The organism is Microbacterium martis, from assembly GCF_047246685.1.
In the GTDB taxonomy this organism is placed as follows: Bacteria; Actinomycetota; Actinomycetes; order Actinomycetales; family Microbacteriaceae; genus Microbacterium.
Window position 1 is genome coordinate 150,783 of record NZ_JBFOKT010000003.1, and the last position, 19,077, is coordinate 169,859.

At 70.0% G+C, this 19,077-nt stretch carries 16 protein-coding genes; 6 read left to right on the plus strand and 10 right to left on the minus strand.

The annotated features are described in order from the left end of the window. Positions 1-126: 126 nt before the first annotated feature. The 6 genes from AB3M90_RS14320 to gabT form a co-directional block, all read right to left on the minus strand. Entirely contained in the window at positions 127-1,491 is a 1,365-nt protein-coding gene (locus AB3M90_RS14320; protein WP_412953095.1) for an NAD-dependent succinate-semialdehyde dehydrogenase, read from the minus strand. Positions 1,492-1,558: 67 nt separating this feature from the next. Continuing rightward, positions 1,559-3,025 carry an NAD-dependent succinate-semialdehyde dehydrogenase gene (locus tag AB3M90_RS14325; RefSeq protein WP_412953097.1) on the minus strand — a complete coding sequence of 489 codons (1,467 nt, stop codon included), beginning with the start codon at positions 3,023-3,025 and terminating at the stop codon, positions 1,559-1,561. A 27-nt stretch (positions 3,026-3,052) separates the two neighbouring features. Continuing rightward, positions 3,053-4,597 (minus strand): APC family permease, encoded by a 1,545-nt coding sequence (locus tag AB3M90_RS14330; RefSeq protein WP_412953099.1) that lies wholly within the window; start codon positions 4,595-4,597, stop codon positions 3,053-3,055. Next, entirely contained in the window at positions 4,597-5,481 is an 885-nt protein-coding gene (locus AB3M90_RS14335; protein ID WP_412953101.1) for a universal stress protein, read from the minus strand. The genes AB3M90_RS14330 and AB3M90_RS14335 overlap by 1 nt, the downstream gene beginning before the upstream one ends. Beyond that, positions 5,481-6,881, minus strand: coding sequence for a flavin monoamine oxidase family protein (locus AB3M90_RS14340; protein WP_412953103.1), 1,401 nt, complete (start codon positions 6,879-6,881; stop codon positions 5,481-5,483). Before AB3M90_RS14340 ends, AB3M90_RS14335 begins: the two co-directional genes overlap by 1 nt. 88 nt (positions 6,882-6,969) lie before the next feature. Continuing rightward, on the minus strand, positions 6,970-8,331 hold the full coding sequence (gene gabT / locus AB3M90_RS14345; RefSeq protein ID WP_412953105.1) for a 4-aminobutyrate--2-oxoglutarate transaminase: 1,362 nt from the start codon (positions 8,329-8,331) through the stop codon (positions 6,970-6,972). A 98-nt stretch (positions 8,332-8,429) separates the two neighbouring features. Here gabT and AB3M90_RS14350 point away from each other — a divergent pair, with 98 nt between their 5' ends. Then, complete coding sequence (locus AB3M90_RS14350) at positions 8,430-9,938, plus strand: PucR family transcriptional regulator (protein WP_412953108.1); 1,509 nt, start codon at positions 8,430-8,432, stop codon at positions 9,936-9,938. Between the two features lie 18 nt (positions 9,939-9,956). Here AB3M90_RS14350 and AB3M90_RS14355 read toward each other — a convergent pair whose 3' ends face one another. Both AB3M90_RS14355 and AB3M90_RS14360 read right to left on the minus strand, forming a co-directional pair. Continuing rightward, positions 9,957-10,577 (minus strand): TetR/AcrR family transcriptional regulator, encoded by a 621-nt coding sequence (locus tag AB3M90_RS14355; RefSeq protein WP_412953110.1) that lies wholly within the window; start codon positions 10,575-10,577, stop codon positions 9,957-9,959. Between the two features lie 34 nt (positions 10,578-10,611). Next, entirely contained in the window at positions 10,612-12,204 is a 1,593-nt protein-coding gene (locus tag AB3M90_RS14360) for a glucoamylase family protein (protein WP_412953113.1), read from the minus strand. A gap of 129 nt (positions 12,205-12,333) precedes the next feature. Here AB3M90_RS14360 and AB3M90_RS14365 point away from each other — a divergent pair, with 129 nt between their 5' ends. Together AB3M90_RS14365 and AB3M90_RS14370 are read left to right on the plus strand one after the other, a co-directional pair. After that, positions 12,334-12,696, plus strand: a complete 363-nt coding sequence (locus tag AB3M90_RS14365) for a TA system antitoxin ParD family protein (protein ID WP_412953115.1) — start codon at positions 12,334-12,336, stop codon at positions 12,694-12,696. Between the two features lie 3 nt (positions 12,697-12,699). After that, entirely contained in the window at positions 12,700-13,266 is a 567-nt protein-coding gene (locus tag AB3M90_RS14370) for an ATPase (RefSeq protein WP_412953118.1), read from the plus strand. Positions 13,267-13,293: 27 nt separating this feature from the next. On the opposite strand, the gene AB3M90_RS14375 is transcribed toward AB3M90_RS14370, so the two are convergent. Next, positions 13,294-14,742 (minus strand): helix-turn-helix domain-containing protein, encoded by a 1,449-nt coding sequence (locus AB3M90_RS14375; RefSeq protein WP_412953121.1) that lies wholly within the window; start codon positions 14,740-14,742, stop codon positions 13,294-13,296. Positions 14,743-14,876: 134 nt separating this feature from the next. Here AB3M90_RS14375 and aceA point away from each other — a divergent pair, with 134 nt between their 5' ends. The 3 genes from aceA (at position 14,877) to AB3M90_RS14390 (ending at position 18,487) form a co-directional block, all read left to right on the plus strand. Next, positions 14,877-16,202, plus strand: a complete 1,326-nt coding sequence (gene aceA, locus AB3M90_RS14380; RefSeq protein WP_412953123.1) for an isocitrate lyase — start codon at positions 14,877-14,879, stop codon at positions 16,200-16,202. Between the two features lie 106 nt (positions 16,203-16,308). Further along, a complete protein-coding gene (gene aceB / locus AB3M90_RS14385; RefSeq protein WP_412953126.1) occupies positions 16,309-17,964 on the plus strand; it encodes a malate synthase A in 1,656 nt (551 codons plus the stop codon). A gap of 91 nt (positions 17,965-18,055) precedes the next feature. Beyond that, positions 18,056-18,487 carry a hypothetical protein gene (locus AB3M90_RS14390; protein WP_412953129.1) on the plus strand — a complete coding sequence of 144 codons (432 nt, stop codon included), beginning with the start codon at positions 18,056-18,058 and terminating at the stop codon, positions 18,485-18,487. A 33-nt stretch (positions 18,488-18,520) separates the two neighbouring features. Here the strand turns inward: AB3M90_RS14390 and AB3M90_RS14395 are convergent, their stop codons facing one another. After that, on the minus strand, positions 18,521-19,030 hold the full coding sequence (locus AB3M90_RS14395) for an Lrp/AsnC family transcriptional regulator (RefSeq protein WP_412953131.1): 510 nt from the start codon (positions 19,028-19,030) through the stop codon (positions 18,521-18,523). Between the last annotated feature and the right edge of the window lie 47 nt (positions 19,031-19,077).

The window sequence follows — 19,077 nt, forward strand, 5'->3', positions numbered from 1 at the left end:
GGGGCCGCCCCTTGACAGCGCGCACACGACGAAGGAGATCCCGCGTCCTGAAGGAGCGGATGCGGCATCCGCTCCTTCATTCCGCGGGATCTCCTTCAGTGCGTGCGCACGGCAAGGACCCGCCGCTCAGCCCACGCGGATGAGCTTCTTGTTGACGAACTCGTCGGCGGCGAGGTGTCCCAACTCCCGCGCGGTGCCGCTGCGCTTGATGCCGCCGAACGGCAGCTCCGGGCTGTCGGCGAGCACGAGGTTCACGTAGACCATGCCGGCCTCGATCCGGTCGGCCACGCGCTGGGCCTGTGCGGCATCCGTCGTGAAGACGTACGATCCCAGGCCGAACGTGGTGTCGTTCGCCAGCGCGATCGCCGCATCCTCGTCGGCCACGCGGTACACGACCGCCGCCGGGCCGAACAGCTCCTCGCGGTAGACGTCCATCGCCGGGGTGACGTCGGCCAGCACGGTCGGCGCGAAGAAAGTGCCCTCGCGCGTGCCGCCGGTGAGCAGCGTCGCGCCCTGCGACACGGCGGTGTCGATCTGCTTCTGCAGGTTCTCGGCCGCCGCCTCGGACGACACCGGCCCGAGGACCGTGTCGTCGAGCATCGGATCGGTCGCCTCGACGGCCGCCATCGCGGCGGTGAACTTCTCGACGAACGCGTCGTAGAGCTCGTCGACGATGATGAACCGCTTGGCGCCGTTGCACGCCTGACCGTTGTTGTCGAGACGCGCGTCGACGCCCGCCTGCACGGTCGCGTCGAGGTCGTCGGTCGAGAGCACGATGAACGGGTCGGACCCGCCCAGCTCCAGCGCGACCTTCTTCAGATGCCGACCGGCGACCTCGGCGACGGCGGCACCGGCACGCTCGGAGCCCGTGAGCGACACCCCCTGCACTCGCGGGTCGGCGATCATCTTCGCGATCTGCTCGTTGGTGGCCAGCACGTTCTGGTAGGCGCCGGGCGGGAAGCCCGCCTCGTCGTAGATCGCGGCGATGGCGGTCGACGACTCGGGGCACTGCGGCGCCGGCTTCAGCAGGATCGTGTTGCCCACGATGAGGTTCGGCGCAGCGAAGCGGACGATCTGATACGCGGGGAAGTTCCACGGCATGATGCCCACCAGCGGTCCGAGCGAAGAGCGGCGGATGACGGCCGACCCCTCCCCCAGGATCGAGATCGGCTGATCGGCCATGATGGCCTCGGCCTGATCGGCGTAGTACTCGGCGATGTCGGCGGCGAAGTCGACCTCGCCGAGCGCGGCCTCCCGCGGCTTGCCCATCTCGCGCACGAAGATGTCGGCGAGCGCGTCGCGGTGCTCGCGGTGCAGCTCGGCGACGCGGCGCACGAGGGCCGCCCGCTCGGCGACGGTCGACGATCGCGACCACCCGCGGTGCGCCTCGTCGGCTGCCGCGACGGCGTCGTCGATCTGCGCGTCGGTGAAGGTCTCGAAGGACTGCAGCGTCTCTCCGGTCGCGGGGTTGATGACGGCGTAGTCGGTCATGGTGTTCGTCCTCTCGGGTGCGGGAAGGTGTGGGCCCTTCGACAAGCTCAGGGACCCACACCGTGATTCAGGAGACCGGGATCAGCGTGTACTTGGTGGACAGGTACTCGTGGATGCCCTCGAAGCCGCCTTCGCGTCCGACACCCGACTGCTTGACCCCGCCGAACGGCGCCGCGGCGTTCGAGACCACGCCCACGTTGAGACCCATCATGCCGGTCTCGAGCTTGTCGATCATCCGCTGGCCGCGCTGGAGGTTCTCGGTGAAGACGTACGACACGAGGCCGTACTCCGTGTCGTTCGCGAGGCGCACCGCGTCGTCTTCGGTGGCGAAGGTGGCGATGGCGAGCACCGGTCCGAAGATCTCCTCGCGGAGGATCGCGCTGCCCGGCACGACGTCGGTCAGCACCGTCGGCTCGTAGAACGTGCCGGTGCCCTCGACCGTCTTGCCGCCGGCGAGCAGAGTGGCACCGCGCTCGACGGCGTCTCCGACGAGCTCGTCGGCCTTGGCGACGGCGTCCTCGTCGATGAGCGGTCCGATCGCGACGCCCTCCTCGGTGCCGCGGCCGACCTTCATCGCCTGGACCCGCTCGGTGACCCGGCGGGCGAACTCCTCCGCCACGTCCTCGTGGACGATGAAACGGTTGGCCGCGGTGCACGCCTGGCCGATGTTGCGGAACTTCGCCAGCAGCGCGCCCTCCACCGCCTTGTCGAGGTCGGCGTCGTCGAACACGACGAACGGCGCGTTGCCGCCGAGCTCCATCGACACGCGCAGCACTCCCTCGGCGGCCTGTGCGATGAGCTTGCGGCCCACCTCGGTCGACCCGGTGAAGGAGAGCTTGCGCAGACGCGGGTCGGCGATGATCGGCGCCGACAGCGCCGACGACTTCGACGTCTGCACCACGTTCACGACACCGGCGGGGAGCCCCGCCTCGGCCAGCAGCTTGGTGAAGAACATGGTCGTCAGCGGCGTGAGGGCCGGGGGCTTGATCACCACGGTGCACCCGGCGGCGAGCGCGGGCGCGATCTTGCGGGTCGCCATCGCGAACGGGAAGTTCCACGGTGTGACGAAGAACGACGGGCCGACCGGTCGCTGCGACACGACCATGTTCCCCGTTCCCTCGGGGTTGATGCCGTATCGGCCGCTGATGCGCACGGCCTCCTCGCTGAACCAGCGCAGGAACTCTCCGCCGTAGCCGACCTCGCCACGCGCCTCGGCGAGCGGCTTGCCCATCTCGAGCGTCATCAGCAGCGCCAGGTCCTCCTTGTGCACCTGCACGAGGTCGAAGGCCCGGCGGAGGATGTCGCTGCGCACGCGCGGGGCGGTCGCCGCCCACGACTCCTGGGCGGCGACCGCCGCGTCCAGAGCCCGGATGCCGTCGGCCGGCGTCGCGTCCGCGATGGTCTTGATCACGGCCCCGGTGGACGGGTCCTGCACGTCGAAGGTTCCGCCGGTCTCGGCATCCGTCCACTCGCCGCCGATGAAGAGGCCGGAGGGGATGCTGTCGAGCAGGGACTGCTCGGTCTGAGTGCTCATGGGTTCTCTTTCTGTGGGGAGTTCTGGTCAGCGACGGCGGCGGCTCGGCGGGGCGTCCATGCCGAGGGTCTCGCCGCGGAAGAAGGCGGGGCGACGGATCGCCTGCCAGATCATGATGACGATGCCGACGACGATCACCGTGATGCCGAGCACGAACACGAGGCCCAGGCCGCCGATGCTCGAGCCGCTGCCGTAGGCGGGGTCCATCGAATCGATGAGGGTGGTGACGAACAGCACCGCGAGGATGCCGCCGCCGACGAGGGGGAACAGGAAGGTGAAGAAGAAGCTGCGGGCCGAGTCGAACCACTGCTTGCGGAAGTACCAGACGCACGCGAACGCGGTGAGTCCGTAATAGAAGCAGATCATCATCCCGAGCGACAGGATCGTGTCGGTGAGGACGTTCTCGCTGAGCAGGCGCATCACCGCGTAGAAGGCCGAGGCGACCACGGCCGACACGATGGTGGCGTACCCGGGCGTGAAGAACCGCGGGCTCACCCGCGCGAACCTCTCGGGCAGGGCGCCGTAGTGCCCCATGGCCAGCAGGGTGCGCGCCGGGCCGACCGCCGTCGACTGCAGCGACGCGGCCGAGCTCGACAGCACCGCCAGCGACACGAGGAAGGCGAGCGGACCGAGCACCGGGTCGGACAGCGCGAAGAAGACGTTGGCAGAGATGTCGTCGTTCGCGAGACCCAGGGCGCCGTCGCCGACGCCGGCGAACATGATCAGGCCGATCGACAGCAGCAGGTACAGGCTCACCACGATCACGACCGTGAGCATCGCCGCGCGGCCGGGGGTCTTGGCCGGGTTCTTGGTCTCCTCGTTCATGGTGAGGACGACGTCCCACCCCCAGAAGATGAAGATCGACAGCGACAGACCGGCGGCGAACGCGCTGAACGTCGGCACCTCGAAGGGGTTGAACCACGCCCAGTCGAAGGCGGTCGGCGCGGGCGCGTCGCCCGACACCGCCTTGACGACGGCGACGACGGCGAAGATCACCAGCACCGCCACCTGGAAGCTCACCAGGATGTACTGGAACTTCTGCGTCGTCTGCATGTCGCGGTACGACACGAGCGTCGCGCCGAGCATGAACAGCAGACAGACGACGACGTTGATGATCGGGTTGAAGGCCAGATCGGCGATGTCGGGGTTGCCGCTGATCTGCGAGATCAGCAGGAACAGGAACTCCACCGCGATGCCGGCGAGGTTCGACAGCACGATGACGGTCGCGGCGATGAGGCCCCACCCCGTCATCCAGCCGATCCACGGACCGAAGGCGCGCACGCCCCACGTGAACGAGGTGCCCGAGTCGGGCATCTCGCGGTTGAGCTCGCGGTAGCCGAACGCCGTCAGCAGCATCGGGATGAAGCCGACCAGGATGATCGCGGGCACCTGGGTGCCCGCGACGGCGACCGTGGGGCCGAGCGAGGCGGTGAGCGTGTACGCGGGGGCGATCGTCGACACGCCGATGACGACGGCGCCGAGCACGCCGACGGCGCCGGCGCTCAGTCCCTTCGTCGAGATGCCGGTCGTGACACCGGATGCGGGCTCCGTCGCCCGGTTCGTGCTGCTCATCAGCGGACTCCTGCTTCGGCGCGGGTGCGCGGGACGACGATCATCGGAACGGGCAGCTCATGCAGCATCTTCGCCGCCGTGGAGCCCAGGAACAGCCGACGCGGCTGCGCGAGCCGCGACGAGCCGACGAGGACGACCTCGCCGGGGAGCCAGGTGAGGTTCGCGACGGCGTCTTCGACGCTGTCGCCGGGCGCCTCCTCGACGGCCGCGTTCAGTTCCGCGGGGAGGAGCTCCTTCGCCACCGCGAGCACGTCCTGCGCGTGGGTGCTGCCCACCACGCGGATCGCACCGGTGTCGAGGCCCGGCGGAATGTCGAACGGCACGAGGGAGACGAGCCGGAGATCCACGCCGGTGTCCCCGGCGAGGGCGACCGCCTCGTCGAGCAGCGCGTCGGCTCCGGGACGCGTGCCGATGGCCGCCGTGACCCGCGGGATGACGTGGTCGTCCTGCTGCGAGGTGCCCGCCGGAGCGAGCGCGACGGGAATGGTGGAGGAGTGCAGGAGCTCGGATGCGACGCTGCCGAGTCGATGACGACCGAAGAGGCCGCCCCCGGCCGCGCCCACGACGATGACGCGCGCATCGAACTCCTCGCCCGCGGCGATGAGTCCTTCGGCGAAGGATTCCCCGAACCGCACATGGCCGGTGCGGGTGAGCTCCTGCGGCAGGCGCACGACCGCGTCGGCGAGCCACTTCTTCCCCTGTCGGCGGATGTGCTCCTCGTAGGCGCGCTCCGGCGGGACGGCCGCATTGCGCGTGCCCTCCTTCGGAAGCACGATGACGAGGTGCAGCGTCGCGCCGAGACTGCGGGCGAGCCGCGCACCGAGGGCCGCGGCATCCGCTCCCGAATCGGTCGCGGTGTAGCCGACGACGACCGAGCCGGTCATCAGGCGACGCTCTCGGCGGTGGTGTCGCGGATCGCGTCGACGATGTTCGCGGCGGCGAGGCGGCCCATGCGGATCGCCCCGTCGACGTGCTGGTACCCGGCGCCGGCCATGTCGCTGCAGGCGAAGTGGATGGGTCCCACCGGGGTGCGCAGGTCGGGTCCGTAGCGGTGCAGGCCGCCCATGTCGAAGCTGGCGGCGTAGGCGCCGCGCGTCCACTCCTCGGTGCCCCAGTCGCTCTCGTAGTAGACGACGGGGTTCTTGGCCTCGGGTCCGTAGTAGTGCGAGAGGGATTCGAGGATGCGCTCCTTGCGCTCCTCGGCCGAGAGCTCGAAGACGTCGTCGGCGTTCTGATCGCTGACGAACCCGACCAGGGTTCCGCGCTCGTCGCCGTGGTTGGTGTTGTCGTACGCCTCGTGCGAGAGCTCGTACGGGCTGAAGGCCGTGCCGCTCAGGCCCTGCTCGCGCCAGAACGGGCGGTCGTACACGGCGTGCACCTTGATCACGAAGCCCATCGACAGGTGCTGATGCAGCTGGTGCTGTCGTCGCGGCAGCGGCGGCACGAACGCGATGCGACTGTACAGCACCGGCGCGTGCGCCAGGATCGCGAAGCGGGCGCGGACCGTGAGCTCGTCGGTGGTCGCCACCACTCCCCCCTGGGCGCCTGAGCCGGTCGACGGGCCCCACTCCAGGCTGCGCACGGGCTGGTTCAGCAGCACGTCGTCGCCCAGGCGCTCGGCGAGTCGCAACGGCACCTGCTGCAGGCCGCCGACCACGCGCTTGTCGAGGATGAAGTCGGCGTCGACGAGGTTCGAGTACGACCCGGCCGATGCGGCCATGAGCAGCGACTGCAGCAGCGAGAACGCATGGGTCGGCTTGGTGAGCATGGCCGTGCCGGTGGCGAACGCGAGGTTGCGGACCGCCTCGTCGTCGTCGGTCTGGGCGCGCAGCCACGCGTCCCAGGTGACGGTGTCCCACTCCTCCGCCTTCGGGTGCTCCCACGGCCGATCGGGGTCTATCTCGGCCACCATCGCGTCGAGCCGCGACGTGATCTCGGCGATCACGGCCTCGGTCGCAGGCGCCACGGGGAACATCTCACCCGTGAAGCGGTGCGCCTGGCCGTCGGGCCCGACGTAGACGCTGTCGCCCTCGCGGTAGCGGCTGTAGGTCTCGAGCCCGAGCTCCTCGATGGCGTCCTTCAGCGCGTCCTGGTCGGGCGACACCCACTGCCCGCCGATCTCGAGCATCGCGCCGTCGATGACGTCGGTCCACAGGCGGCCGCCCACGCGATCGCGCGCTTCGAGGACCGCGACCGACAGGCCGGCCTTGCGCAGGTCGTTCGCCGCCGTGAGCCCTGCGGCTCCGGCGCCGATGATAAGTACATCGCGGGTGATCTCGGCCATCGGCAACTCCTTCGTCGGGTGGGGGAGAGAGAAATGCCGGTCGCGACCCGCAATCCCCCGATTTCTGGGTCGCGACCGGACAGGGGTGTCAGGCGTCGGCGAGCGCCGCGGCGACCACGTCGAGGCCCTCGTTCAGCAGATCGTCTCCGATCGCCAGCGGAGGGAGGAACCGGATGACGTTGCCGTAGGTGCCGCACGTGAGCACGATGACGCCCTGCGCGATGCAGGCCTTCGCGACCGCAGCCGTGAGCGCGGCATCCGGCGCCCCGGTCTCGGGATCGACGAACTCGGCGGCGATCATCGCGCCGTGCCCGCGGACGTCGCCGACACGGGGGTCCTGCGCCTGGATCGCCTCGAGACGATCGGTGAGGATCGCGCCGATCTCGCGGGCCCGCTCGATGAGGCCGTCGTTCTCGAAGACGTCGATCGCGGCGAGCGCCGCGGCGCAGGCGATCGGGTTGCCGCCGTACGTGCCGCCGAGGCCGCCGGTGTGCGACGCGTCCATGATCTCGGCGCGCCCGGTGACGGCGGCGAGGGGCAGGCCACCGGCGATGCCCTTGGCCGTGGTGATGAGGTCGGGCTCGATGCCGAAGATCTCGCTCGCGAACATGTGGCCGGTGCGCGCGAAGCCCGTCTGCACCTCGTCGGCGATGAAGACCACGCCGTTCGCACGGCACCAGGAGGCGATCGCCGGGAGGAAGCCCTCGGCCGGCACGATGAACCCGCCCTCGCCCTGGATGGGCTCGATGATGACGGCGGCGAGGTTGTCGGCGCCGATCTGCTTCTCGAGCTGCAGGATGACGCGCGCCGCCGCCTCGGGGCCGGCGAGTCCGTCGCGGAACGGATACGACATCGGGGCCCGGTAGACCTCGGGGGCGAACGGGCCGAAGCCGCTCTTGTAGGGCATCGACTTGGCGGTGAGCGCCATGGTCAGGTTCGTGCGGCCGTGGTAGCCGTGGTCGAAGGCGACGACGGCCTGACGGCCGGTGTGCTTGCGCGCGATCTTGATGGCGTTCTCGACGGCCTCGGCGCCCGAGTTGAACAGCGCGCTCTTCTTCGCGAAGTCGCCGGGGGTGATCCGGTTCAGCGCCTCGGCGACGTCGATGTACGACTCGTACGGCGAGATCATGAAGCAGGTGTGCGTGAACTGCGCCGCCTGGGCGGCGACCGCGGCGGCGACCTTGGGGTGCGCGTTGCCGACCGTGGTCACGGCGATACCCGACCCGAGGTCGATGAGCGAGTTGCCGTCGGCGTCGACCACGACGCCACCTCCCGCGGCGACGGTCGCGACCGGCACGGTGTGGCCGACACCCGCGGCGACGGCATCCGCCTTGCGGGCGAGGATCTCGGCCGAACGGGGCCCGGGGAGCTCGGTGACGAGGCGTCGCTCCTGGGGGAGCTCGGGTCCGCCGAGGGGAACTGCAACAGCTGCGGTGTCGAGGAGTGCCATGTCGCGAGCGTACGACCGCAGCCGACAGCACGGCACTCGCCGAACTGTACAATCTCGGAGAAGAGGTCGCCAGGACGTACATCGACGGAGGGGACGTGATGGAGATCACCGAGCATCCGACCATCCGCACGCTCCTGGGTCGCCGGGATCTGGGACTCCGCCTCGTGTCTGCGACCGACGACCGGGCCGAAGCGATGCTCGATCGTCCGCTGCGGTGGGTGCACAGCTCCGATCTCGCCGACCCCACGCCGTTCCTCGCCGAAGACCTCGCGCTCCTCACGACGGGCACGCAGTTCGACGGCGACATCGGCATCGACGTCTACGTCGACCGCCTCGCCGACCGCGGCGTGCTGGGCCTCGGCTTCGGTACGGAAGTGCATCGCGCCGGCATCCCCGACGAGCTCGTCGCGGCCTGCGCGCGCCGCGCGATGCCGCTGTTCGAGGTCCCCTACCGCACGCCGTTCATCGCGGTGGCCCGGGCCCATTCGGAGGCCATCGCGGCGCAGGCCTACGCACGCCGGTCCTGGGCGCTCGACACGCAGCGCGCCCTCGCTCTGGCGGCGCTGCGACCTCGCGGCCTCGATGCGACCCTGGCCGAGCTCGGCCGCCGGCTCGGCGCCTGGGTGGGCATGTTCGACGCCTCCGGAGCCCTGCAGTCGTCGTATCCCCGTGACGCCCTCGACGGCGGGGCGCAGCGGGTACTGGCGCAGCACGTCGCAGAGGTGCTCACCCGCGGACTCGAGGCCGGGCAGTCGCTCACCGCGGACGACGAGTCGTTCATGCTGTTCACCATCGGCCGCGGCGGCCGCCTGCGCGGGGTCATCGCCCTCGGGATCGACGGGCTCGACCCCGAGGCCCGCACGGTCGTCACCTCGGTGATCGCGATGGCGGGGCTCGCCCTCGAGCAGAGCGAGCAGCTCGCCCGCAGTCGCCGCCGCCTGCACTCGCAACTGCTGGCCTCGTTGCAGGACGACGATCCGACGCTCGCCCGTCGCGTGCTCGGAGCACTTCCTCCCGCGCCGTTCGTCGTCGCGGTCGCCCACGACGCTCCGGTCGGACCGCTGACGGAGTGGTGGGAGCACCGCAGGGTCGAAGACGGCACCGCGTCTTTCGTGGCCGACTCCGACGACGGGGTGGTGCTGTGCGTCTCGGTGGACGACGAGGGGCTGCTCGACGACGTCGCCGCGCGCTTCGGCATCCGCATCGGCGTCTCCGCCCCCGAGTCCTACGACTCGTTCTCGCGCGCACACGCCCAGGCCGTCGCGGCTCTGCGCCAGCGCCCGGGCGCCGGTGTGCGTCGCTACGCCGACGCCGCCGGATCCAGCATCCTCGGCGCGCTGGCGACCGACGAGGCACGGCTGCTCGCCGAATCCCGGCTCGCGCCGCTGCGCGCGCACGACCTGCGCACGGCGGGCGACCTCGAGCGCACCCTGCGCATCTGGCTGGAGCACGACGCGAAGGGCGATCCGGCGGCCGCCGCGATCGGCGTGCATCGCCACACCCTGCGCTCCCGCATCGCGCAGGCCGGGGCGCTGCTGGACACGGACCTGTCGACGTTTCCTGCCCGCGCCGAGCTCTGGGCGCTGCTGCAGACGGCGCGCGACTGACCGGTCGCCGTCGTCGAATCAGTCGCCACCCGGCGGGTTCAGGTACCGTCCCACGAACTCCTCGAAGAGCGGCACCATGTCGACGGAGTCGTCGAGCAGCCACTGCAGCTGGATGCCGTCCATCACGGCGCTGATCAGCCGCGCCGCGTGGGCGGGGTCGATGTCGGCGCGCACCTCGCCGGCATCCTGTCCGCGGCGCAGGATCTCCTCGGCCTCGGCGGCGCGATCGCGATAGCGCGCGGCGAAGTCGGCGTGCGACGGGTGATCGGCGTCCGTGGCCTCCGCCGACACGATCGCGTACAGCGAGGTGAGGCCCCGAGAGGTCTGGTTGTACGACACGACCCGCCTCGCCTGCTCGATCAGCGTGTGCTCGGCGGGCTCTCCGGCCGCGGCGCGCACCTTCTCGTCGCGCTGCCGCAGCACCTCGGCGAAGAGCTCCTCCTTGTCGGCGAAGTGGTGCAGCAGACCCGCGGGCGTGACGCCGACGCGCTTCGCGATCTCCCGCAGGGATCCCCCGTGGAATCCGGTGCGGGAGAACACCGCCAGCGCTTCGTCGACGATCGCCTGCCGTCGGGCCTGACCCGCCGCGTACGGACCACGGCGTCCACGCCCGACGACCGGCTGCTGATCCGTGCTCACTGCCCGCTCCCGTCCGCCGACGCGGTGAGGGCGCTCAGCCGCCGTGGCCGTGCCCCGCTCCCCACGACGAGCCGAATACCTGCTGCTTCATGGCGGGCCGCAGCGTCTGCTCCATCTCGCGGTCCACGAAGTAGTCCTTGAGTGTATCTCTCGTGAGCTCGTTGCCGATGGCGGCCATGATCATCGACTGGTCGAGCGACAGGTACCGCTCGGCGACTGTGCCGCTCTTCACCGCGACGGCGTCGTAGAACCCGCCGGGTCCATAGGCGCCGAGGTCGTTCTCGATGCCCTCGAGGTTGCTCAGCGCGCCCTGTCGGTCGTACGGCAGCGCGAGGAACGCCGCATGCGGGGTCACGACGCCGTCGCCGAACTCCGGATCGGGGTTGATCCCCGTCGAGCATCCGGGGCGGTCGATGTCGACATCGGTCTTCTCGGCATCCGACGTGTAACCGTCCGAGCGCATGCCGGCGATGTCGACGCCGTACTCGGCGTAACCGCCGAACGGGTCGCTCGCCGGGGAGAAGCCCCAATAGCCGTAGCCCGCCTCGTCGAGGCCGTGCTGCTTCTGCACCGCGACGGTGATCGGATGATTGAGCTTCCACGACTTCGGGCCCCAGGTCGTCTCGGGCACGAGCAGGTCGGGCATCAGCGACTCGAACATGCTGCCGCCCCAGCTCGGCACGAACGACATCCCGCCGTACTGGTACGTGCCCTCCCAGACCTCGATGCCGTCGTAGGCGCGGTACTCGCCCTGGGGCAGCTGCTCCTGCCACGCCCAGTCGCACCCAGGGGGCATGGTGCGATGCGTGCCGGACAGCGCGGTCGCGGGGATCTGTCCGTTCGCGATGCCGAGATACGTCGCGATGCGGCTCTCGCTCACGGTCGTGTCGTAGTGGTGGCACGTGTAATAGGCGGTCGCGCCGGAGCCGTTGTACATGGGCGCCTCGACGCTGCAGTCCGGCGGAGCGGCATCCCAGAACCCGCCTCGGTTCGTGCCGGCCGGAAGCCCTGCGGCGCCGGCGGGGTCGAAGAACGCTCCGAAGTCCATGGAGTCGTAGAGGGTGTCGGCCTGCGCTGCGAGGTCGGGTTCGGCCTCGCGCACGATGCGCAGGGCGGCAGCGAGCCAACCGTTGTCGACCGTGCTGAGGAACGGGTGCACCGGGTCGCCGGAGTCCGGCCACGTCGTGAGCTTCTCCCCCGTCGTGGGCGAGTACCAGTTGTAGAACATGCCGCTGGCGTCGTTGCGCTCGAGTCCGGAGAGGGTGTCGAGCGTCGTCGCGAGGCGCTCGCGGGCCTCGTCGTCGCCGATGATGCCGAGGTCGCGCGCCGTGACCGTCGACCACAGGTATCCGCCGATGTTGGTCGGCGAGGTATAGGCCCCGGGCGTCTGCAGGTCACCAGTCACGTTGTCGGACGGCAGACCGGTCTGCTCGTCGGTCATGGCGTCGAGGGACCGCCACGTGTCGATCGCCCAGCGATTCAGTTCCGCGGTGCCGGGCTTGCCTCCGCCATGACCGCCGCCGGATCCACCGCCCTGTCCGTTGCCACCGGCGACCGCGGGGCCGGCGACCGCGAGTCCCGCGACGACCAGTCCCGTCGCCGCCACCGCACTCATCCATCGCTTCATCGTGACTCCTCATCGAGAACGGCGCCGCCGATCGCAGCGCTCCGATTCGCGAAAACCTAACAGGTGTTTGGTGTTCGTTCAAGACCCTCCCGTGTTCCGGCCTCCGTAGCAACTTGCTACACTGTCGGGATGAGCAGCAGTATGCCGACCAGGGTCGACGGCGATCTCTTCGAGGTGGCCAAGTCGATCGGTGCGGAAGAGAGCCGCAGCGCGGCCCAGCAGATCACGCACTGGGCACGGATCGGACGCGAACTCGAGGCCTCACCGCGAGTGAACCACCGCGATATCCGCCGGGTCCTCGCCGGCGTGGCCGCCTACGACGACCTCGACGAGCACGGTCAGGCCGTGGTGCGAGCGACGTGGGACGAGCAGGTCGTCGAGCGCCGGGCACGCCTGGACCTCGCCGCGGAATTCAGAGCTGCCGGACGAACATGGACGGAGGCCGACTCCGCCGGGCGCGCCGTGACGCGCGGTCGCGACTCGGACTCCTGACGCGTGCCGGTCCTCCATCTCCTGGCGGGTCCCAACGGCTCCGGCAAGTCCACGTACGTCGAACGCATCCTGCAGCCGGTGACGCACCTGCCCGTCGTCAACGCCGATCGAATCGCAGCGGTCGAATGGCCCGCATCCCCCGCCGAACACGCCTACGAGGCCTCGCGGCTCGCTACCGAGAAGCGAGGCGAACTCCTGGATGCGCAACGGTCCTTCATCACGGAGACCGTGTTCAGCCATCCCAGCAAGGTCGACCTCGTGGCGGACGCCGTCCGTCGTGGATACCTCGTGCATCTGCACGTCATGATGATCCCCGTCGACCTGAGCGTCGCCCGCGTCGCCGAGCGAGCGTCCGCGGGTGGGCACGACGTGCCGGAGCAGAAGATCCGCGACAGACACGCGCGGCTCTGGGACCTCATCGCGCACGCCCGGCCGGTCGCGGATCGCGCGGAGTTCTTCGACAACAGCACCGCCACGGCGCCTTTCCGTCTGGTCGCGACCTACGAGCACGGCGTGCCGGTCGGCGCGATCGACTGGCCGGCGTGGGCGCCCGACCCCCTCACCGCCTGAGCGCCGCGGCCGCCCACTGAGAGACGATCAGCGCGGGGCGTGCGCCTCGAGGAACTCGTACACATCGGTCGTGTCGACGCCCGGGAACGACCCGGTCGGCAGCGTCGCGAGCAGCGTGCGCGGCGTCTTCACATTGGGCCAGGAGTGCTCGCGCCACCGCTCCTCCAGTTCGGCCGGTGCGCGACGACAGCACGTCTCCACCGAATGCTTCGAGACGCCGCGGTGCGGGGTGTCGCGCCCGACGAACCACTTCGTGTCGTCGAAGCGCACGCCCACGCTCACCGAGTGCAGCCCCTCGCTCGACGCCTCGACGCGGGCCGTGCACCAGTACGTCCCGTTCCCGGTGTCGGTGTACTGGTAGTAGGGGTTGAACCGGTCCTCCTCCTCGAACACGACGCGGCTCGTCCAGCGCCGACAGCACATCTGCCCCTCGATCGCACCGAGGCGGTCGGTCGGGAAGTTCACGTCGTCGTTCTCGTAGGCCTTCGTGATCGTGCCCGACTCGTGCACCTTGAGGAAGTGCACGGGAATGTCGAGGTGCCGGGTCGCGAGATTCGTGAAGCGATGCGCGGCGGTCTCGTACGACACGGAGTAGGCGTCGCGCAGATCCTCGATCGAGATCGACCGCCGCGCCTTCGCGTCCTGCAGGGCGGGCACGACGTGGGCCTCGGGAATGAGCAGAGCGCCGGTGAGGTAGTTCGTCTCCACGCGCTGGCGCAGGAACTCCGCGTAGCTGCGCGGTTCGGCGTGCCCCAGCATCCGGCTCGACAGCGCCTGCAGCACTGCGGTGCGGGCATCCCGTCTCTGCACCTGCGCCGAGAGATAGAGGCGGCCGTTCGCGAGATCGGCGACGCTGCGCGTCGTCTGCGGCAGGTCGCGGGCGTAGTGCAGCGAGAATCCCAGATGAGCGGCGATCTCGGATGCCGTGCGCTGCGTCACCGGACCACCGGTGTGCCCGACGGCGGACAGGATGTCGGATGCCGTCGCCTCGAGGTCGGCGAAGTGGTTGTCCTGCCGCCGCATGAGGTGCCGCAGCTCGACGTTGGCGCGCCTCGCCTCCTCCGGCGTCGCCGCCCGCTCGTCGCGGAGCCGGTCGATCTCGCCGTGCAGCGCGAGCAGGGCCTTGAGCGCCTCCGTCGGCACGCTCTTCGCGATGCGGAAGGGGTCGATCCCCAGCGCCTGGAAGGTCTGGCCCTTCATCGCCCGCTCCAGCGCGATCTCGATGGCGCTGCGCTCGTCGAGCGGCTCTCCTTCCAGCAGGGCGTCGATCGTGACCCCGAGCGCGCGGGCGATCGTCTGCAGCAGTGTGAGCTTGGGCTCTCGTTTGCCGGTCTCGATCATGGACAGCTGACTCGGCGCGCGATCCACCGCGGAGGCGAGGTCGTCGAGCGTCATCCCTCGCGCGGTGCGAAGCTGCCGGATGCGTCGCCCGATGGTGAGGGCGTCGGTGTCGTTCTCGTCGCTGAGAGGGTCCATGGCCGCGATTCTGTCACAGAAACAGAATTTCGCGAGATCTTCACCCCGAGATCGGTGAGGGAGAGAGCAGTTCTTCACCGATCGTGGTTACACGCCACCCGGCATCGCCGCCGGCATCCGATGAAGGAGACACCATGTCGAACACCGCCGAGAACCGCACACCCCGCCCCGCCGGGCTCCGGGCAGGCGATCAGGTCGAGACGGCCGCCGAGCTGCAGGAGATCTGGGACACCGACCCGCGCTGGGACGGCGTCCTGCGCACCTACACGGCAGACGACGTCATCCGCGTCCGCGGCTCCGTCCGCGAGGACGCCACGCTCGCCCATCGCGGCGCCGAGAACCTCTGGAACCTGCTGCACACCGAGGAGTACGTCCGAGCGCTCGGCGCCTACACGGGCGGCCAGGCCGTGCAGCAGGTGCGCGCCGGCCTCAAGGCGATCTATCTGTCGGGCTGGCAGGTAGCGGCCGACGGCAACCTCGCCGGGCAGACCTATCCCGACCAGTCGCTGTACCCCGCGAACTCGGTGCCGGCCGTCGTGCGCCGCATCAACAACGCCCTGCTGCGCCAGGACCAGCTGGAGCACGCCGAGGGCACCGTCACCCGCGACTGGGTGGCGCCGATCGTCGCCGACGCCGAGGCCGGGTTCGGCGGTCCGCTGAACGCCTACGAGCTCGCGCAGTCGCTGATCCAGGCCGGAGCCGCGGCGATCCACTGGGAGGACCAGCTCGCGAGCGAGAAGAAGTGCGGGCACCTGGGCGGCAAGGTCCTCGTGCCGACGCAGCAGCACATCCGCACGCTGAACGCGGCGCGTCTCGCGGCCGACGTGGCGGGCGTGCCGACCGTCATCATCGCGCGGACGGATGCTCTCGCCGCCGACCTGCTCACGAGCGACGTCGACGAGCGCGACCAGCGGTTCCTCACCGGCGAGCGCACGGCCGAGGGCTTCCACCGCGTCCGCCCCGGCATCGAGTCCGTCATCAGCCGCGGCCTCGCCTTCGCGCCCTACGCCGACCTGCTCTGGGTCGAGACGGGCGAGCCCGACATCGGTCTGGCGCGCGAGTTCGCGGCGGCGATCCACGCGGAGTTCCCCGGCAAGATGCTCGCGTACAACTGCTCGCCGAGCTTCAACTGGAAGCGCCACCTCTCGGATGCCGAGATCGCGACGTTCCAGAGGGAGCTCGCCGAGCTGGGCTACAGGTTCCAGTTCATCACCCTGGCCGGCTTCCACGCCCTGAACCACTCCATGTTCGACCTCGCCCGCGGCTACGCCGAGCGCGCCATGAGCGCGTACGTCGAGCTGCAGGAGGCCGAGTTCGCCGCCGAGGCCGACGGCTACACCGCCACCAGGCACCAGCGCGAGGCGGGCACCGGCTACTTCGACGTCATCTCGACCGCGCTCAACCCCGACAGCGCGACCCTCGCCCTCGCCGGCTCCACAGAGACCGCGCAATTCCACTGATCCCGCGAGACCCCCGGTTCCCGTCGAGACCCCGTGTTGCAAGCGACACAACCCGGGGTTTCGACGACAAACGAGGGTCTCGGCATCCACGCAAAGGACTCTCATCATGACCACTCCCACCGCTCCTCCGACCACCGCTCCCATCCAGACCACCCAGCAAGGTCCTGCCATCACGATCTCCGGCTCGATCCGCGAACGCTACGACGAGATCCTCACCCTCGAGGCGATCGCGTTCCTCACCGAGCTGCACCACCGCTTCGCATCCCGCCGGCACGACCGCCTCGCGGACCGGATGCGCCGCCGGTTCGAGATCGGCAACGGGCACGACCCGCGGTTCCGCGACGACACCGCGCACATCCGAGGCGACGCGTCGTGGCGGGTCGCCGGCGCCGGACCGGGTCTCGAGGACCGCCGCGTCGAGATCACCGGCCCCACCGACCCGAAGATGACGATCAACGCGCTGAACTCCGGCGCGCGGGTCTGGCTCGCCGACCAGGAGGACGCCACGAGCCCGACCTGGAAGAACGTCATCGAGGGCCAGCTGACGCTCCGCGACGCGATCCGAGGCGAGCTCTCGTTCACGTCGCCCGAGGGCAAGGAGTATCGCGTCACGGCCGAGCGCACGCCCACCATCGTGATGCGTCCGCGGGGCTGGCACCTGCCCGAGAGGCACCTCGCCTTCGTCGATCGCGCGGGACGCCGCACCCCGGCATCCGGCTCGCTGATCGACTTCGGTCTCTACTTCCTGCACAACGCGCACGAGCTGATCGATGCCGGTCGCGGACCGTACTTCTATCTCGCGAAGCTCGAGTCGAGCGAGGAGGCGAAGCTGTGGGACGACGTGTTCTCGTTCAGCGAGGACTACTTGCGTCTCCCGCATGGCACGATCCGCGCGACCGTGCTGATCGAGACGCTGCCGGCCGCGTTCGAGATGGACGAGATCCTGTACGAGCTGCGCGACCACTGCGCCGGACTCAACGCCGGACGCTGGGACTACATCTTCTCGATCATCAAGAACTACCGCGGTCGCGGCGCCCGCTTCGTGCTCCCCGACCGCAGCGAGGTGACGATGACGGTGCCGTTCATGCGGGCGTACACCGACCTGCTCGTGCAGACCTGTCACAAGCGGGGCGCGTATGCGATCGGCGGCATGAGCGCCTTCATCCCGAACCGTCGTGATCCCGAGGTCACGGCTCGGGCGATCGAGAAGGTCTCGGCCGACAAGAGGCGTGAGGCCGGCGACGGCTTCGACGGCACGTGGGTCGCGCACCCCGACCTCATCGCCACCGCCCAGGCCGAGTTCGATGCCGTCCTCGGCGACCGACCGAACCAGCTCGACCGACAGCGCCCCGAGGTGTCGGTCGCGCCGCAAGATCTGCTCGATCTGCACATCGGGAGTCCGATCACGGTCCGCGGCGTGCGGGACAACGTCTCGGTCGCGATCCGCTATCTCGAGGCCTGGCTGCGCGGGCTCGGCGCGGTGGCGATCGACAATCTGATGGAGGATGCCGCGACCGCCGAGATCAGCCGGTCGCAGGTGTGGCAGTGGATCCACCAGGACCGGTCGACCGACGACGGCACCCCCATCACCGTCGAGTACGTCGAGGGCCTGATCGCCGGGGTGCTGGCCGACGCGGAGCGGCGCGAGGGCGACCGATTCGATGACGCGGCAGAGATCTTCCGCGAGGTCGCCCTGCGCGAGGAGTTCCCAGCGTTCCTCACCGCAGGGGCCTACGCCCGCTACCTCGCCGATGAGGACTGATAGCTGCGGCATCGGAGGGGTCGGGTGCCGGTCGGCATCCGGCCCCTCCGCTCTCGGCCCTCGGCCCGCTCCGCGGGCGTAGCCTGAGTCCATGACCGACGTCTGGAACGGCATCGCCTCGGAGTTCCTCCACCTGTACCCGCGCGGGAAGCGCCTTCTCGCGGTAGCGGGAGCGGATGCCGAGCACTCGCGCCGCGTCGCCGACGAGCTCGCCGCGGCGCTCACCGGGGCCGGACAGACCGTCGAGCGCGCGCACCACACGGGCGGCGACGACACGCTCCGCACCGAGGTCATCACCCCGTTCCGCGCGGATGCCGCCGTCGGCACGGTGCTGATCGTCTCCGGTGCGGCCGACCTGCTGAGCGAGGAGTCCCGCGGCCTGTGGAACTATACGCTCTGGCAGCTCGCGGGCGACGAGCCGCCGCACTCGGTCGCCTCGGCGCTCGTCGACGTGACCGACCCGGCGAACCCCGCGCGCCGCTTCGCGGACTACTGCGCGCTTCCGGCATCCTTCGGCTCCTGACATGTCGGCTGCAGGTCAAGAGGGCACCTCTGGTCAGGCGAACGACGCCGCCACAGAGTTGCGGTGGTAGTCGAACACGATGCTGGTGCGCGTCGAGGCGACGCTGCTCTGTGCCGACAGGTGCTCGAGCACGAACTCCCGCATCTCGGAGGAGTCGGCCACGGCGATGTGCAGCAGGAAATCGTCGTCGCCGCCGAGGAAGAACAGCTGGATGACCTGCGGGAGCACGCGCACCCGGTGGGCGAACTCCACGATGCTCTCGCGGCGTCCGCTCGGCCGGAGCGTGACGCCGATGATCGCCTGGAGCCCGGCGCCCAGCATCCGCTCATCGACGCTCGCATGGAAGCCGGTGATCACTCCGCGTTCGATGAGGGAGCGCAGGCGGGTGTGCGCCGTCGACGGCGCGACGCCGAGGTGTCCGGCCAGCTCCGCGTTCGTCATGCGCCCGTCACCGGCGAGGAGGCGAACGATGGTCGCGTCGACGGCGTCGAGCGCGGGCGCCCGAAGAGTGTTCGGTTCGGGGGCACTGTTTGTCGTGTCCATGCGAACGATTATTCAGTATCCGCCAGCTGACCGAATGTTCTTCATGC

Bases quoted from the DNA above. Each gene is read 5' to 3' on its own strand.
- AB3M90_RS14320 (WP_412953095.1), bottom strand. From the start codon at position 1,491: ATGACCGACTACGCCGTCATCAACCCCGCGACCGGAGAGACGCTGCAG.
- AB3M90_RS14325 (WP_412953097.1), bottom strand. From the start codon at position 3,025: ATGAGCACTCAGACCGAGCAGTCCCTGCTCGACAGCATCCCCTCCGGC.
- AB3M90_RS14330 (WP_412953099.1), bottom strand. From the start codon at position 4,597: ATGAGCAGCACGAACCGGGCGACGGAGCCCGCATCCGGTGTCACGACC.
- AB3M90_RS14335 (WP_412953101.1), bottom strand. From the start codon at position 5,481: ATGACCGGCTCGGTCGTCGTCGGCTACACCGCGACCGATTCGGGAGCG.
- AB3M90_RS14340 (WP_412953103.1), bottom strand. From the start codon at position 6,881: ATGGCCGAGATCACCCGCGATGTACTTATCATCGGCGCCGGAGCCGCA.
- gabT (WP_412953105.1), bottom strand. From the start codon at position 8,331: ATGGCACTCCTCGACACCGCAGCTGTTGCAGTTCCCCTCGGCGGACCC.
- AB3M90_RS14350 (WP_412953108.1), top strand. From the start codon at position 8,430: ATGGAGATCACCGAGCATCCGACCATCCGCACGCTCCTGGGTCGCCGG.
- AB3M90_RS14360 (WP_412953113.1), bottom strand. From the start codon at position 12,204: ATGAAGCGATGGATGAGTGCGGTGGCGGCGACGGGACTGGTCGTCGCG.
- AB3M90_RS14365 (WP_412953115.1), top strand. From the start codon at position 12,334: ATGAGCAGCAGTATGCCGACCAGGGTCGACGGCGATCTCTTCGAGGTG.
- AB3M90_RS14375 (WP_412953121.1), bottom strand. From the start codon at position 14,742: ATGGACCCTCTCAGCGACGAGAACGACACCGACGCCCTCACCATCGGG.
- aceA (WP_412953123.1), top strand. From the start codon at position 14,877: ATGTCGAACACCGCCGAGAACCGCACACCCCGCCCCGCCGGGCTCCGG.
- aceB (WP_412953126.1), top strand. From the start codon at position 16,309: ATGACCACTCCCACCGCTCCTCCGACCACCGCTCCCATCCAGACCACC.
- AB3M90_RS14390 (WP_412953129.1), top strand. From the start codon at position 18,056: ATGACCGACGTCTGGAACGGCATCGCCTCGGAGTTCCTCCACCTGTAC.
- AB3M90_RS14395 (WP_412953131.1), bottom strand. From the start codon at position 19,030: ATGGACACGACAAACAGTGCCCCCGAACCGAACACTCTTCGGGCGCCC.